This is a genomic window from Paenibacillus sp. FSL R7-0198 (assembly GCF_038000415.1).
Classification (GTDB): Bacteria; Bacillota; Bacilli; order Paenibacillales; family Paenibacillaceae; genus Paenibacillus.
This window is the reverse complement of record NZ_JBBOCB010000001.1, coordinates 3,494,324-3,509,827: the sequence shown is the minus strand read 5'-3', so window position 1 is coordinate 3,509,827 and position 15,504 is coordinate 3,494,324. Positions and strand designations below refer to the sequence as shown.

Annotated in this window: 11 protein-coding genes; 6 read left to right on the top strand and 5 right to left on the bottom strand. The window is 44.7% G+C overall.

All coding sequences use genetic code 11. The features are described from left to right. Positions 1-16: 16 nt before the first annotated feature. On the bottom strand, positions 17-1,462 hold the full coding sequence (locus MKY87_RS15115) for a DEAD/DEAH box helicase (RefSeq protein WP_340965276.1): 1,446 nt from the start codon (positions 1,460-1,462) through the stop codon (positions 17-19). Positions 1,463-1,752: 290 nt separating this feature from the next. On the opposite strand from MKY87_RS15115, the gene MKY87_RS15110 reads away from it, so the two are divergent. Beyond that, positions 1,753-2,310, top strand: a complete 558-nt coding sequence (locus MKY87_RS15110; RefSeq protein ID WP_340965275.1) for a DUF4352 domain-containing protein — start codon at positions 1,753-1,755, stop codon at positions 2,308-2,310. 91 nt (positions 2,311-2,401) lie between these two features. Here MKY87_RS15110 and MKY87_RS15105 read toward each other — a convergent pair whose 3' ends face one another. After that, entirely contained in the window at positions 2,402-4,699 is a 2,298-nt protein-coding gene (locus tag MKY87_RS15105; protein ID WP_340965274.1) for a 5'-nucleotidase C-terminal domain-containing protein, read from the bottom strand. 484 nt (positions 4,700-5,183) lie between these two features. Here MKY87_RS15105 and MKY87_RS15100 point away from each other — a divergent pair, with 484 nt between their 5' ends. Then, positions 5,184-6,146: an endo-1,4-beta-xylanase gene (locus MKY87_RS15100; RefSeq protein WP_339787726.1), complete on the top strand. Its 963-nt coding sequence runs from the start codon at positions 5,184-5,186 to the stop codon at positions 6,144-6,146. A gap of 137 nt (positions 6,147-6,283) precedes the next feature. Here the strand turns inward: MKY87_RS15100 and MKY87_RS15095 are convergent, their stop codons facing one another. The 3 genes from MKY87_RS15095 to MKY87_RS15085 all read right to left on the bottom strand — a co-directional run bounded on the left by MKY87_RS15095 (position 6,284) and on the right by MKY87_RS15085 (position 10,924). Continuing rightward, positions 6,284-7,444 (bottom strand): MFS transporter, encoded by a 1,161-nt coding sequence (locus tag MKY87_RS15095; RefSeq protein WP_340965273.1) that lies wholly within the window; start codon positions 7,442-7,444, stop codon positions 6,284-6,286. Positions 7,445-7,754: 310 nt separating this feature from the next. Then, positions 7,755-9,095, bottom strand: a complete 1,341-nt coding sequence (locus MKY87_RS15090) for a glycoside hydrolase family 30 protein (RefSeq protein WP_340965272.1) — start codon at positions 9,093-9,095, stop codon at positions 7,755-7,757. A 311-nt stretch (positions 9,096-9,406) separates the two neighbouring features. Next, on the bottom strand, positions 9,407-10,924 hold the full coding sequence (locus MKY87_RS15085) for a leucine-rich repeat domain-containing protein (RefSeq protein ID WP_340965271.1): 1,518 nt from the start codon (positions 10,922-10,924) through the stop codon (positions 9,407-9,409). 500 nt (positions 10,925-11,424) lie between these two features. Here MKY87_RS15085 and MKY87_RS15080 point away from each other — a divergent pair, with 500 nt between their 5' ends. The 4 genes from MKY87_RS15080 (at position 11,425) to MKY87_RS15065 (ending at position 15,463) form a co-directional block, all read left to right on the top strand. Further along, complete coding sequence (locus MKY87_RS15080) at positions 11,425-12,315, top strand: diacylglycerol/lipid kinase family protein (RefSeq protein WP_340033072.1); 891 nt, start codon at positions 11,425-11,427, stop codon at positions 12,313-12,315. A 147-nt stretch (positions 12,316-12,462) separates the two neighbouring features. Beyond that, entirely contained in the window at positions 12,463-13,380 is a 918-nt protein-coding gene (locus tag MKY87_RS15075) for an aldo/keto reductase (protein ID WP_017691548.1), read from the top strand. A gap of 272 nt (positions 13,381-13,652) precedes the next feature. After that, positions 13,653-15,035 carry a transcriptional regulator gene (locus MKY87_RS15070; RefSeq protein WP_091035485.1) on the top strand — a complete coding sequence of 461 codons (1,383 nt, stop codon included), beginning with the start codon at positions 13,653-13,655 and terminating at the stop codon, positions 15,033-15,035. A 257-nt stretch (positions 15,036-15,292) separates the two neighbouring features. Then, complete coding sequence (locus MKY87_RS15065; protein ID WP_091035488.1) at positions 15,293-15,463, top strand: aspartyl-phosphate phosphatase Spo0E family protein; 171 nt, start codon at positions 15,293-15,295, stop codon at positions 15,461-15,463. Positions 15,464-15,504 lie beyond the last annotated feature (41 nt).

The following is a 15,504-nucleotide window of genomic DNA, read 5'->3' as shown; positions in this document are numbered from 1 at the left end:
TACGCTAGTTCTCAATCTATTTGTGACCTTTGCGAACCTTGAGTTGCATCTTTTTGATCGTTGTATTCTGCATGAGCTCCAGTACGAGTGGGCCTTTGCCATTCAGAATCTCTACATCCGTCACATTATCCAGAATCGTAATGATCCCGATGTCGTCTGCGGTTACCCCTTCAAGCTTGGCGATGGTACCTACAAAGTCAACGGCACGAAGTTTCTTCTTCTTGCCTCCGTTAAAGTTCAGCTTCATGATCTGTTGGTTCAACTGTTCGCGCTTGTCCTTTTTGCGTTCAGGTACAATCTTCAATCGCTTCTCAAAATCTTCTCTGCGGCGATCTACAGCATCTTCGGAAGGTGCCTTCACGACAGGGATTTCGAATCCAATATAGGATTCAATCTCGGCGAGACGTCTGCCATCTTTCGGTGTAATCAACGTAATGGCTTTACCTGTTTTGCCTGCGCGCCCCGTACGGCCTGTACGGTGAACATATCCCTCTTTTTCCAAAGGAATATCGTAGTTGATGACATGAGTAATATTTGTGATATCAATACCACGTGCGGCTACATCCGTCGCGATCAGATAACGGAATTGTCCCCGTCTGAATGCGTTCATCACTTCGATCCGCTCATCCTGCTCCATACCACCATGGATACGATCTGCTGGGTAGTCAAGGTCAGCCATAACCCGAAACAGTTTATCCACATTCTCCTGCGTACGGCAGAACACAATGCAGCTATCGGGATTTTCCACAATGAACAAGTCCTGAAGCAGCGCGGTTTTGTTCACTTCTGGCACGTGAATCACAGCATGTTCAATCGTGGCTGTTGTGAGACCGCTCGCTTTGATCTCGATCTCGACCGGTTTGTTCATGTATTTGCGTGACAGCTTAGCTACATCTTCAGGGAATGTAGCGGAGAACAACATCGTTACTCGCTCCTGCGGCAGTTTCTGAATAATCGCTTGTACTGTCTCAATAAAGCCCATATTCAGCATCTCATCCGCCTCGTCAATAACGAGATAGGCGATCCGTTCGAGTGGCAGCGTGCCGCGTTCGATATGATCCAGCACCCGACCTGGTGTACCTACAGCGACATGTGTTCTTTGTTTTAACTCGGCTTTTTGGATGTGAAAAGGGGACTGTCCGTATAGTGCGGTTGCTTTAATACGCTTAAAGCGGCCGATATTCGTAATATCTTCGTTAACCTGCAAAGCCAGTTCCCGGGTTGGTGTAAGAATCAAAGCCTGTGGCTTATTCTCATTCCAATCCACCAGCTCGCAGAGCGGAATGCCGTAGGCGGCTGTTTTACCACTGCCTGTCTGTGATTTAACCACAAGATCCTGGTTCTCCAGTGCTACAGGAATAACTTTAGTTTGAACCTCGGTTGGTGTCTCATAGCCCAGACTGTCCAGTGCTTTTACGATCTCTTCACCAAGTCCATAATCTTTAAATTGTTGCTCGCTCATCGTTTACCTCTTTTGCGTTAGTTTTGAATACTCTACATACAAGCATTGCACCGTACATTTATCGTATACCTCTTCATTATACTCTATATGCAGGCAGGCTAACGGAGTAAATGCTTCAAGTGTGTAAATTGTTTTCCTGATTGATGTGTGGTGTACACTACTACGGGAGAGGGTCGGCTGTGGAGGGTTATACAAAGAAATTTATTATAGGTATAAATAACCACCAAAATATTCCGATATATGTTAATATAACACTTGGGTCAAATTACCTAAGTATTAGGGGGAGAAATATGAAAAAGTTTTTTAAGATCGGATGTCTAGGTTTTATTGGGTTGATTGTTTTGGGTGTTATTGGAAGTATGCTTTCTTCCAATGATAAAACAGCTGATACTGCAGTGAGTAAACCGGCTTCCACAGCACAGAAAGAAACAAAAGAGAAGGTTAAGCTTGCTGGAATTGGTGACGAATTAAAAGTAGGAGATGTAGTTTTTAAAGTTAACAAGGTATCGACAAAGAATGAAATAAAAGAAGGACAAATCCTATCTTATAAGCCAAGTTCTGATGGAAGTGTTTTTTTAGTTGTGAATGCGACATTAAAGAACGAAGGAAAACAGATGATTACTACCGATTCTTCGTTTTTCCAATTGAAAAAAGGCGAAGTTACATATGCACCGACTACAATGATTTCCGTTTCCAACAAAATTTTTATGTATGATGGCATCAATCCAGGATTATCGCAAACAGGAAATGTTGTTTTTGAAATTCCCGAAGATTTGAATGATTTTGAGCTTAGTGTACAGACTGGATTTTGGGGTACAGAACAAGGTCAAATTAAAATCAATTATTAGTGCAGTTATAAGATTAGAAGGTTGTAATAAAAAGGCCAAGTTCTTTATAGAGCTTGGCCTTTTTCAATAACTATACAGAGATATGGTGTTATTAATTAAGGAGAATACTCACATATTTCCCGTATACAAATGCTACACGTCCATCCAGCTTCACTTTTACCCAGCTATACTTGTCTGTGCTAATCACTTCAAGTACGGTGCCTTTCGGTACGGAAGCAATGACCTTGGCTTTGGATGAAGCGCCAGCGCGTACGTTCAGGTAAGCCGCAGTAACCTTGGCTTGCTTGCCTTTGTTGACGTTACCCGGTTTACCGGTGTTTGGTGTTGAAGGTTTGCCAGGTTTCGACGTGCCTGGAGTTGGAGTTGGTTTTGGTTTTGGTACAGTTGGTGTCGTAGGTTTCTCAGGTGTAGTTTCTTCCTCACCATTACCTACTGTTTTGCGAGTTTTGTTCAGCTGTTGATAGAACGCTCCCTTGGTTTTCACGCCTGCGAATTGCGCTGCACTCACACCTGCTTTGGCAGATAAAACATCAATCTCTTCTTGAGTCACCGCATCCAAAATGTTAATGGAGGCAATGTTGGTGTACTTGCCATCTTCTGTTGTTGGCACAGACATAATGCCATCGTTAATTAACTCGACCACATCTGCACGTTCTGGTGCAGTCAGGTCTACGCCAGTGATTTTCCAGTTGTGCTGAATCTTCGGTTCGTAGACACCTTTCATGACATCTTTCAGATAGGCGATGGACAGGTTGCGAATCGTACCCTGAATCTCACCAAATGCCGAAGCATCCTTGGAGGACCATAGCTGCTTGAACTTACGTCCTTCCATCGCGCCGCCTTTGGCAATCAGGGCTTCCATCCGGTAGGCATTCATACCGAGCTTCAGCGTATCGTCTTCTTTGACAACGGATCCATTGCTGTACTTAAGATTCGTAATCCGACTGCCATATGGCTTGGTCAGGTCAATCTCATACGTTACGCCGCCGAAGAAATCATCGGTGCTGTATTTGGAAGCACGTCGTTTCGGATCAAAGCTGACGGTCACATCACCCGGGCGTGTGGAGTTGAAGTACCCCGCAGACCACTCCATATAATCCATCAGATCGCGTCCGGTCACTTCATATACAGTTACTTCACCGAAGGTGTATTGGTAGTTGAACGCAATATCCTTTTTCTTGATCGGGCCTACATCCAGCTTGGCCTTGTCGTTATCAATCTGGTGCGCGACCACATCGGCATCACTGTAATGCAACATCACTTCGGTGAAAAAGTCAGACAAAGGTGTTTCCTGGATCTGCACCGCAGGGATACCCTTAATCTCATCAGCAGGGACCAGATTCGTTCCTTTCAGTTCAGCCACTTCAATATTGGCATCGGCACGAGCGAACTCGTGGAATGGGTGCAAAGTCTCTTCCAGCGCAGGATCGGAGACTTCATATGTTCCGTCTGCTGCTTTTACAGCGAGTGCTTGAGCTTCCTTGCTTTTCAGCACAACTTTGTCGCCGTCTTTTTCAAATGTCAGATCGATTCGTGAAATATGTGAGCCATATTTATTCGGTTCGGAGATCAATACACCGTTAACCGTTTGGGATTCAATCAAGGTATGCATGTGTCCGGCAAAAATGGCAGCCAGCTCCGGGTTGGCGTTGGCGATATCTGTCACTCCGGTGCCTGGGTTTCCGTTCTCGTTATCCAATCCCATATGCATGAGTCCAACCATCACATCAACTTTGCCTTTCAGCTCAGCAATGGCCTTCTTGGTCTCTTCCACAGGATCTTTGACGATGATGCCGTCCAGGTGATCTGTACCTTTCTCAAACTCGGTAATCATAGGTGTGTTCATTCCGATAACACCCACTTTGATTCCGTCTTTCTCGATAATCGTATAGGCAGGCATGTAACGGTCGCCGTTTTCTTTGAAAATGTTACCCACGAGAGGCTGTCCATTGAATTGGGAAGAGATCTTCTCCAGTACGTCCAGTCCAAAGTTAAACTCATGGTTACCCATGACCCATGCGTCATATTTCATCTCGTTCATTGCAACCATCATGGGAGATTGGGGTTGATCATTGAACAACTCAGCTGAGTTATCCTGAATCATGTCTCCTGCATCGAGCAGGATCGTGTTGGGATTCTCCGCACGGACTTTTTTCACAATGGTGTATAGCTGTGTCATGCTCCCGGTTGGGTTTGGACCGTCCAGAGCGTAGTCCCACGGCATAAACCGACCATGTATATCCGATGTACCCAGCAACGTGATCTTGGTCTCCTTGTCTGCCTCAGCAGCCTGAACCGGAGTGGAAGTAAAAGGGGTGAACAAAATGGAGGCACATAAGAGGAAAGATAAAGGCCATCCGGCGAAACGTTTTGTTGAAATTTTGCGCATGTTGTAATCTCCCTTGTTATCTAGTGTGTGTAAAGATATGTATCATTTCATACTAGATAAACATGTGGTGAATGTAAACTCCAATGTAAGAGGTTGTTCAAAAAGTCCGCTTTTGATTACGAATCATGCCTAGCGGCATCATCAGCATCGAAGTTGAAATTCAGCCGAAATAAGCGGGAGGCTTACGAAGTATGTTTCCGAAGGAAACATTTTGGTTGCTCACGTAGTTTTCCCTACGCTCCGCTACTCCATTTCTAACTTCATTCCATCTTCTCGGTACTGAAAACCAAACTTTTTGAACTCGCACTGTAAGAGTTATGTTGGATTTAAGAGAGTGAATCTATAAATAGCTTCAGAAAAATAACTTAATTCTACTTTTTTACAATAAAATACTATAATTTGACAGGTGTTAAAAACCAAAATTATCCAGTAAAATGATGTTTGTAAGCGCTTAACAAAAAATGAATACTAAGGAGGAAAATCATTGATTAAGTCTAAGTGGTTTAAAACAGTCGGCTCACTGGCGTTGGTAGGTATTCTCGCTGCTTCAGTTGCGGTGGGCAGTGTTAGTGCTGGTTTGGCAAAAGGCAGCAAATTTTTGGGGAATATTATAGCTAGTCAGGTTCCTTCGAATTTTAGCCCGTATTGGAATCAGGTGACCCCGGAGAACTCAACCAAGTGGGATGCTGTTGAAGGCACGCGCAACGTAATGAATTGGGGCCAGGCGGATATGGCATACAATTATGCTAACAACAACGGATTTCCGTTCAAATTCCATACGCTCGTATGGGGAAATCAACAGCCAAATTGGATTAACAGTCTCTCAGCCGCAGATCAGAAAGCTGAAGTGACACAATGGATTAAAGCCGCAGGACAGCGGTATTCGAAGTCTGCCTTCGTTGATGTGGTGAATGAACCTCTGCATGCCAAACCATCCTATCGCAACGCGATTGGTGGAGATGGAGCTACAGGCTGGGATTGGGTAATCTGGTCATTCGAGCAGGCAAGACAAGCTTTCCCTAACTCCAAATTGTTAATTAATGAATATGGTATTATCGGTGATCCTGCTAAAGCGGACCAATATATCCAGATTATCAACCTTTTGAAAAACAGAGGTCTAGTTGATGGTATTGGAATCCAAGCGCATTACTTCAATATGGACAACGTTTCTGTGAGCACGATGAACACGGTATTGAACAAGCTTGCAGCGACAGGGTTGCCAATCTATGTATCCGAGCTGGATATGACAGGTGACGATAATACACAATTGCAGCGTTACCAACAAAAGTTCCCTGTGCTTTGGAAGCATTCTGCCGTTAAAGGTGTAACACTGTGGGGTTACAACCAGAACCAAACATGGGTGAACGGTTCACATCTGGTTAATAGCAACGGTACAGAACGTCCGGCTATGCAATGGCTGAGAAATTACCTGGCAAACAATCCATAAGTTTGCGTATTGATGAGTCTGAGCATCTCTTGCAAATCCGGTAATCATATAACACCAAATAGCGCCTGTTCCACATGTTAAACATGGGAATATGGTGCTATTTGTGTTAATACTTTGTATCAACAGTGTTCGGCAATTCATGGTGCAGGGAAGCATTTAATTTTAATCCAAACCAATACAAAAGCGATCAGTGCAAAGATCATTCCGCTCCAGATCAGTTGATGTATCCCCAGGTTCGCGATGAACCAGCCTCCGATGGCAGTACCCAAGGTAATACCAAGGTTGGAAAAGGATACATACAAACTGTTGCCGAATTCAGGCGCATCCTGCGCTTCAGCTGTTAACCAGGTTTGGCTTACAATTAATCCTCCTGAATGCACCGATGCCCAAATAAAGACTACAATAATCATCCACATGAAGTGGGGACCGGCCCAATAGACGAGTGCGTAAGCTGCTATGTAGAGCAGGGGGAACATGATAACAGTATGGACCACGCTCTTACGCAGAAACTGTCCAAACCCCAAATTTCCGATGATCATGACGACACCGAAGACGGTCAGCATGACACTGATCCATGATCCGCTCATGTGAGTGACCTGTCCAAGATACTCGGCGAAATAGCTGTATACGGAGAACATGGCGGCGAATATAAAAATGACTGCGGCAACATTCAGCCATAATCCAGGTTTGCGCAGAATACCGAGTTGCTTGCCATAGGACATCTTTTCCTTCACGGGCATCGAGGGTAACCAGATCCATATGCCGATCAAAGCGACTACACTGACCATCGCTCCAAACATGAAGGCGATTTCGAGGGATAGGCGTTCAGCAAGATACGATGTCAGTGGTACGCCAAAGGCAAAGCCCGCGGTAACTCCGGTAAATACTTTGGCGACGGCCTGACTGCTTTTCTCTGCCGGAACGAGTTGGGCACTGGTGACCAGGGCTACGGAAAAGAAGACGGGATGGAATAACGCGGGAATGATACGGAAGATCAGCATGGTATCAAAGGTTGTGGCGTAGGCATAGACGACATTCGAGATGGCAAACATCAGCACAGCGGCTAACAGGATGATTTTGCGATTAATTCCAGACGCCAGCAAGGTGAGAAAAGGGCCCGCAACGGCTACGACCAGCGCAAATATACTGACCAGCCAACCTGCCTGTGCAGCCGTAATGTTGAATTTATTCGCAACCTGAGGCAGTACCCCCACGATTCCCATTTCTGTTGTAATAATCCCGAATACCCCGAGTGCCAGCATCAGGATAAGGAGTGGGTTGACCTGTTGTGATTTCATGTAAAGCGTACCTCCAATGAATTTAAATATACAGAAAAATAGATATATCATGCTGAAATGAGCCTGCCTTGCCTCCTATAATATGATGGACATGAGAGTAAGTTCTCTGGATTACATTATATCTAGATTTATAGATTTGTAAATATAAAAGGTAAAACGTCATATCTTTAAGTTGTCTTCGGCTTGTGTTCTACAGGAGTAATCATGGTGACAATAAGCATGGTTTGGCCCATGAAAAATAGCGCCGGCTCAAGGGATTCCTGAGCCCAACGCTATTGATGTCCGCGTTTTTAACGATGTGTTGGATCAATTATTTCGGTTGGATAACCATGCTGTTGAACGAATCTGCCTCCAGCTTCATGTGTAGGGTATGTCCTTCTTCAAGGGTTAGATACAGGTCACGACGGTCCTGGAATGGATTGTTGATGACAATGACTAGACTGTTATTCGGGTTGCGGAAAGCAACGGATTTCCCGCTCCACGCGCCTGACAGGCCGACTCTTCGAGCACCAGGAACAATATGATGAGCGAAGTGTTTCATCACATAATACTCGGGGTTCCGAGTAACCTCCTTATTGTCCGGATCTACGGTGATCATGGAGTTTTGCTCCCAGCCCCATGTGCTACGGCCTTTGGGTTCCAGAACCATGTTCCAGTAGATGTACGCGTTCACTCCGTTGCTGAAGTAGTGCTGGTAGAGGTTATATACATATTTAGCGTAGTTCCATGAGTTGTTGCCATCACCGCATTCGTTCTCGGTTTGCATATAACGCAGCTCCGGATAACTCGCCGAGGTACGTTGAATGGCATTTTTGCCTGCCCATTGATACCCAACACCTTTGATATAGGAATAGGCCTTTGGATCACTCAGGACAAGCCCGGCGTACTCGTCGAAGTCGTTTGTTTTTTTCTTAATCAATTCCTCCCATGGATCAGGGGCGTTGATTGTTCCCAGCCAGATTTCCGTATCCAGACCGTGTTGGTCAAAAGCCGGGCCCAGATAATCGGCGATAAACTCACGAAGCTGCTCGCCTGTCCACATGCAAGAAGGGAATTTCTGATCTGCAATCACTTCGTTCTGCACATGCACCTGATGGATGGTAATGCCTGCTTCACGGTAGGCATGTACAAATTTTACGAAGTACAGGGCGTAGGCCTCCAGAATATCTTTCTCCCAACGAAGCGTGCCATAGTTATAGGCTTTTGGCGATTTCATCCACGTTGGTGGACTCCATGGGGAGGCGAAGAATTGCAGGTTCGGGTTATAAGTCAGAGCTTCCTTAATGTAAGGAATCAGATATTTGAAATCACGTTCGATTGAAAAATGTTCCATGGCCACATCTCCGTCCACCTCGTTGTGGCTATACCACTGCTCTGCATAATCACTTGCGCCGATCGGCAGGCGACAGATGTTAAACTTGTGCTCACCCTCCGGATGGAAGAGGGAATGAAATACCTCATGGCGCTGCTCCTCATTTAAGTGGGACAGAGCCATATAACCAAGCTCGTTGAAACAGCCACCAAACCCTTCCACAAGCTGGTGATCTTCACCCGTGAGTTTTAAGTTAGCGCTTTCATTTGTCGATACATAAGATAACTCTTTCCATGGGCTACCTTGGGTTGTTGAATAACCAGTGAATGTGAATGTCATATGAATTTCCCCCTCGCTTGAACTTCAGCTGTCCTATATATTAAGTTCAGTATACCAACTCCCGCGGCAAAAGAAGATAGGCTAAACCGTGTAAAATTTGTCCTAATCCAAGATAGAGTGTCACAAGTTCATGTCCGCACAGACAGATGGTATGCTGTATTTGCTTGAGATTGGCGATGTCCATATACCATTATCCAATGTCATAGCAAAACTGTCATGGCACAACAAAAATCCCCGCTGATTGTTCAGACGGGGACTTGCGCTATGTTTCTCATATTCTCTTATGGCTGAAAATGAACGTGAGACACAACTTAAGGCTGTACACTCTCACCAAGCTGTTTATTTTCAAAAATCAGAATCGTTTTGCTGCTTCCGATGTAACCAACAGAGGTATTGAATTGCTCTGAAATGAAGCGAACTGGAACAAATGCTTTGCCATTTTTCATCAATAGAGGAGCATCATTGATCGCAAGTGAATCATTCACGACAACTTGTTTGTTGCCCACGCTCCAGCGGATGGTCTTGTCATTCTGTGTGATCACGGCTTCGCGTGTACCGCTGTTCCAGTTCACGCTGGCGTTTAACTGCTCCGAGACAAAACGCAGAGGCACATAGGTCCGCCCTTCATCGATAAAAGGTGCAGCATCCAGTGCATAAGCGCGATCTCCTACATAAGCAGTGGTAGACCCTTCAATCAGACGCTGGAAGCTGCCCTGCGGCGTTCGTTTCTGCTCCCGCACATTCATTCGGTTCAGAAGCTGCATCGTCTGACTGCCACTTGTGACATCTAGATAGTTGTTCTGCACCGTAAGCCCCGCAGGCTCAACCTCTGAGACAGAGGTCTGAATACCAGAGGATAACGAGGTGGACGCTGAGATATCCTGTATGGCATTCGTCGCTGACTGATCACGGGTAAACGTAAAACCTGCGATCGGTGTCAGATCCCACACCCGGTTATTGGATAATTTTAATACGTCCAGGCTGGATAGTTGCCGAAGAGGTTCCAGATCATAGATCTGATTGGATTCTGTATTCAGCTCCTTCAGCCCAGTCAGTCCCTCAAGCCCCTTGAGGTGTTGTACTTGGTTACCGGAGATATCAAGTGTCCGCAGCCGTGTCATGTGCTCCAGTGGTGTCAGATCAGTGATTTGATTGCCTGCCACATTCAGATTCCGTAGTGTATTTGGCAGTTCAGCCAGTACTTCCAGCGACTGAATCTGGTTGTTTGCTACATTGAGTTGTTGAAGCCGGGTTTTATCCATGATCGGTGTCAGATCGCTAATTGTATTGTTCGAGATCTCAAGCCACTTCAGTGCATCCGCATCCGAGAGGGCCGCAAGACTAGTGATCTGGTTACCGCTGGCGTGGAACGTATGTAATCGGTTGAACCCACGTACAACCTCTATGGATGAAATGGAATTGTTGCTGATATACAGCCTTCCCAAGTCTTTCAATTCAGCAAGTGCGTCTATGGATGTAATGTAATTGTTGCGAACATCGATCTCGCGAAGCTGGGTTAGGTGCTCCAGCGGTGTGAGATCCTCAATCTCATTCCCATATAATCGGAGGTGAGTCAGGTTGGTTGCATATTCCAGACCGGACAGGCTTTGAATACCTGCATTGCTCAGATCCACCACCTCAAGCTGCTCCAGATCAGATGAAGTCAGTGGAACATCCAGAGGTTTGTTCAGGATTAGCTTCAGTCCGTCCTCAAGTAGGGGATCTTCAATGATTCCCTCGCCCAAGTCTGAAGTCGTGTAAGCCATGGCTTGCCCCGATGCCCCGAGACTCAGGATGAATACTAGAAATAGTAGCGTCATTCTTCTCATTGCATGCATTCCCTCCGATTTTTAGAATTATAAAATCATCCGAACAGATTGAATTAGATAAGTATATTGAATCAATTGCATAACTCACTAAAATGGATTTTTGTAACTAGATATAGACAAATTAAACCATTTTGATCTATATCTAGCCTTGATTGAAGCAGCTAAAGGTATTATGAAATTGATTCTAGTATCTACACGATAACAGCGACCGGAAGGTTGTTCTGCACACGGAGTGTTCAGTGTAAATGGAACATTTTAACATATGCAGGTTCGGCTCAAAGCATATCTATAGTTATTAACCCGTCAACAGGGAAAAGGAACAAGAAATTTGGTAATGGGTAATTCTCTACTTCTATTCTATATGAAACAAACCCTGCTCTGCACTCTTCAGAGACATGTTTATCAAAAAAAATAGAACATCTCCCGCAGACCCTATTCAACCCACCCTTGAAACGGGTAAAGATGAAGTAAAGATGCCATTTGGAGGGGAAGATGTGAGTATGCGCCAAGCCATGATCATTAGTAATCCATCGTCAGGTAAGGAAGAGGCCGAGCAGTATGTGTCCCAAGTCAGAGAAATTCTGGAGTCACAGCAGTACGAGGTAGTTGTTAATGAGACGGCCGGGGAAGGTGATGCCACCAACTACTGTCTGAGCGCCTGCAAAGACGGCTGTGATCTGGTCATCTCCATCGGGGGCGACGGTACACTACATGAGACGATTAACGGCATGATGGATCAGGATCATCGTCCCCGACTGGGCGTGGTACCGCTAGGTACGGTGAATGATTTTGCGCGTGCGCTGAATATCTCGCTTGACCCGGAGGAGGCCATTAGGCAGTTACGTTCGAATCAGACCCATATCGTGGATCTGGGGAAAATCAATGATCGCCTGTTTGCCAACGTCGTGGCTGCAGGTTCTTTGGCAGAAGCTCTGTTCTCCGTATCCTCGGAAGAGAAGTCGAAGTTGGGATCATTCGCATATCTCAAAGAAGGCTTGAAAGACCTGGTGAATACACCAGCCAATCATCTAACCATCGAATATGACGGACAGATCTGGGAGGGAGAATCTCCCCTTTTTCTGGCGGCGCTGACCAATTCGGTTGGAGGATTCCAGAAGTTGTCCCCGGATGCTGAGGTGGATGATGGTCTGATACATTGTTTTGTTGTTCGTAATATCAGTGTGTTCAACAGCCTCACACTAGGTACTTCCCTGTTTTTTGGTAATCTGAAGGACCATAAGGATGTGGACTATTTTACAGCCAAAGAAGTTCATGTTCGCTCAGAAGAAGCCATTCGCACCAATGTAGATGGGGAAGAAGGTCCTGCCCTGCCGATTCACATCCGTGTCCTGCCAAGGCATATTGAGGTTATCATACCGGAAGAAGTATAACTTATTCTTTGGGATCTATAGGCTGGAATGAAGAACCTATCATTTCTCCATATGAATATAGGATAAATCTATTGAAACCGATTGCAGATATATGTCACAATCAAAGGTAAGATACACGATAATATTCGAATATGGAGGGAAAACATCTTGAGAACCATTAAATTGGGCAGCAGTGCACTAGAAGTACCTGTAGTGGCTGTGGGCTGCATGCGGATTAATTCACTAGACGGTAAGGAAGCCGAACATTTTGTTCGTTCTGCAATGGAGGTTGGGGCAAATTTCTTTGACCATGCCGACATTTATGGTACAGGAACATGTGAGGAGATCTTCGCCGAAGCGGTACAGATGAATCCCCAAGTTCGTGAAAATATGATTCTTCAATCCAAATGCGGGATTCGCAAAGGCATGTTTGATTTCTCCAAAGAGCACATCCTGAATTCAGTCGATGGCATCCTGCAACGTCTGAAAACGGAATATCTTGACGTTCTGTTGCTGCACCGTCCAGATACATTGGTTGAGCCGGAGGAAGTGGCTGAAGCCTTTGATCAACTGGAGCGCGAAGGTAAAGTGCGTCACTTCGGGGTATCCAACCAGAATCCGAACCAGATCGAATTGTTGAAAAAATACGTGAAACAGCCACTGGTAGCCAACCAGTTGCAGATGAGTATTACCAATACGACGATGATTGACAGTGGCATCAACGTGAACATGGAGAACGATGCCGCGGTTAACCGTGACGGTAGCATTCTTGATTACTGTCGTCTTCATGATATCACCATTCAGCCGTGGTCCCCGTTCCAGTACGGATTCTTCGAAGGTGTATTCTTGGGTAGCGACAAGTTCCCGGAATTGAATGCAAAGATTGACGAGATTGCTGCGAAGTATGACGTGAGCAATACAACGATTGCAATCGCATGGTTGCTTCGTCACCCTGCGCAGATGCAACCTGTGACAGGCACGATGAATATTGAACGTCTGCAAGACTGTGTAAAAGCAGGAGATGTTCATCTCACACGTCCAGAGTGGTATGAAATTTACCGTGCGGCAGGCAATATACTGCCTTAAATTCAAGTTATAGTGAGCATGATGACTGCTGAGTCAGTTGAGAGCACGAGCCCGTAGATGGCTCGTGTTTTTTGTCTATTTTGAGGTTTGATGTCAGGCACGTTTCCGATATAAAATAAAGATAGGATTGTCCATTTTATAAAAGGATTAAAATGGTTTTAATACAAATTAGTTGAAATTATTATATTGACCGATACTTTCTAATTACATATAATTACTTTTGCATACCGATAATCCTGTTTATGTTTTTTATTTTGGAGGGTGGTGTTCGTTTGGAGTCGACAACCACGATACGCGATCACTTGGAAAGTTATCTGAAGCGTGAACAGATGTCCATTAGTCATTTTTCGGAAACGTCAGGGATTAATTCGGGTACGCTCAGCAATATTTTGAATAAAAATCGACCTATTGCCATGCAGCAGTTGGATCGCATTACTTCCGCCATGAAACTTGAAGAAGGTTACTTCTATGAGTTATACATAGATGAGTGTTTTGTACACGCGACCCCGGACTGGCGAAGACTGGGACCCTTCCTTCATCGCTGTGCCGAGTTGGACAAGTTGGACTGTATTGAAGAGGTTATTCGTCTGATGATGGATAATCTATCCTATATTCCTTTGTTATTTGATGTGGCTGAAGAGTTCTACCAAGCAGGTAAATTCAAACCAGCCATCCTTCTATATGAAAACATTGCTGAAAGTGAGAAAATGCAACATTCCGAGCGGCTTGCACTCTGTCAGTATCGACTGTTCCGGTTGGGACTGACCAATGATCAGCAGCGGAATCTGATTATCGCAGCCCGGTTCGAATATTATGTGGATCGGCTGGATGAGCGCTATCAATTGGATGCGCTTAACGAACTAATTAATGCATTTGGAGCATTGCATAGATGGAACAAGGTTCAGGAGTTATCTGAAAAATTGAAAGTAAAAGCGTCCATCCATTATGAGATGAACGGCCGAAGGAAACAAGAAGAGACCAAAAGACCAATTGTCTTCTATATTCTTTACTCCGATCTAGCTGCAGGAAGTGCCTGTTATCATTTGAAGGACTACACCGGAGCACTAAAATATGTTTCTTTATATTCGGATAATCGCTGGGTGAGGAACCCGGATAAAGATGAAATCGTCGTTATGAATCAGTTTCAGGAATGGGCTGAAGCTAATCGATATATATATTATTTAATGGGTGGTCATTTTGAGGTGTTACCTGATTATCTGGCGTATATCTCGACGAAGGAAAATGAGATATTCCCAGCGCTGTGTGATATTGTAACAGCGGCTAATCGCTATGATAAGGATATTGATCATGTACTCAAACAGTATGAATCGTACTTCACTTATCAGGAACAGAGTAACCGAATTGGCAAAGTGAGCAGACAGGTTACGGATGATCGATATTTACGACTTTTAGCAGATTTGGGTGCATATTATTTAAAGAAGGACGAGTTTCATTTAGGGATAGAATTTGTTCTGGATAGTTTGAAATTTTCTATTGAAATTAGCAGTGGACGAGGTATGCTTAGAGGTGTCGGACTGTTTGAGCAATACCGGGAATTTGCATCTGAGACGGCGAAACAGCAATACAAAATGATAATTAGTGAGGTGCAGAAACTCAATGAAGAGAAAGTTGGCTTTGCTGATAGCTACCTGTAGTATCGTTGTATTCATCGTAGCTCTTGCTACGGAACCTGTCCCAGGCAAGGAAATCCCGAATCCCGAAATCCCGAACCCCGAAATTATGAGACCCGCTGATCATGGATTTGGAACTTAATAAAAGTAAAGAACGCTTCTGAATTCATTTCAGGAGCGTTCTTTTTTTGTGTATCAAAGTGGAAGAATAAGTATGTCGTATCTCACATGCGCTTATGATTGGCATAATACACTAAAATATGACAAAAAGGAGGTATACTATGGATCGCCTGGATTTGATATCACGGATCGAAGATGCCAGACAGTTGTTATATCGCATGCATATGGAATACGGCAGTCTGCTTCATCCGGAAGTGATCCAGCAATCCGTAGTCCTGGACGGTCTTATTAATCAATACAACAGAGCCAAGGTAGGAAAGGCAATGAGTTAAGTTCGCCTATTTACATTTGCGTCTTTGTATACTATAGTTAG

Coding starts and splice junctions, on each gene's coding strand:
- MKY87_RS15095 (WP_340965273.1), bottom strand. CDS start 7,444: ATGAAATCACAACAGGTCAACCCACTCCTTATCCTGATGCTGGCACTC.
- MKY87_RS15115 (WP_340965276.1), bottom strand. CDS start 1,462: ATGAGCGAGCAACAATTTAAAGATTATGGACTTGGTGAAGAGATCGTA.
- MKY87_RS15085 (WP_340965271.1), bottom strand. CDS start 10,924: ATGAGAAGAATGACGCTACTATTTCTAGTATTCATCCTGAGTCTCGGG.
- MKY87_RS15065 (WP_091035488.1), top strand. CDS start 15,293: ATGGATCGCCTGGATTTGATATCACGGATCGAAGATGCCAGACAGTTG.
- MKY87_RS15110 (WP_340965275.1), top strand. CDS start 1,753: ATGAAAAAGTTTTTTAAGATCGGATGTCTAGGTTTTATTGGGTTGATT.
- MKY87_RS15105 (WP_340965274.1), bottom strand. CDS start 4,699: ATGCGCAAAATTTCAACAAAACGTTTCGCCGGATGGCCTTTATCTTTC.
- MKY87_RS15090 (WP_340965272.1), bottom strand. CDS start 9,095: ATGACATTCACATTCACTGGTTATTCAACAACCCAAGGTAGCCCATGG.
- MKY87_RS15080 (WP_340033072.1), top strand. CDS start 11,425: ATGCGCCAAGCCATGATCATTAGTAATCCATCGTCAGGTAAGGAAGAG.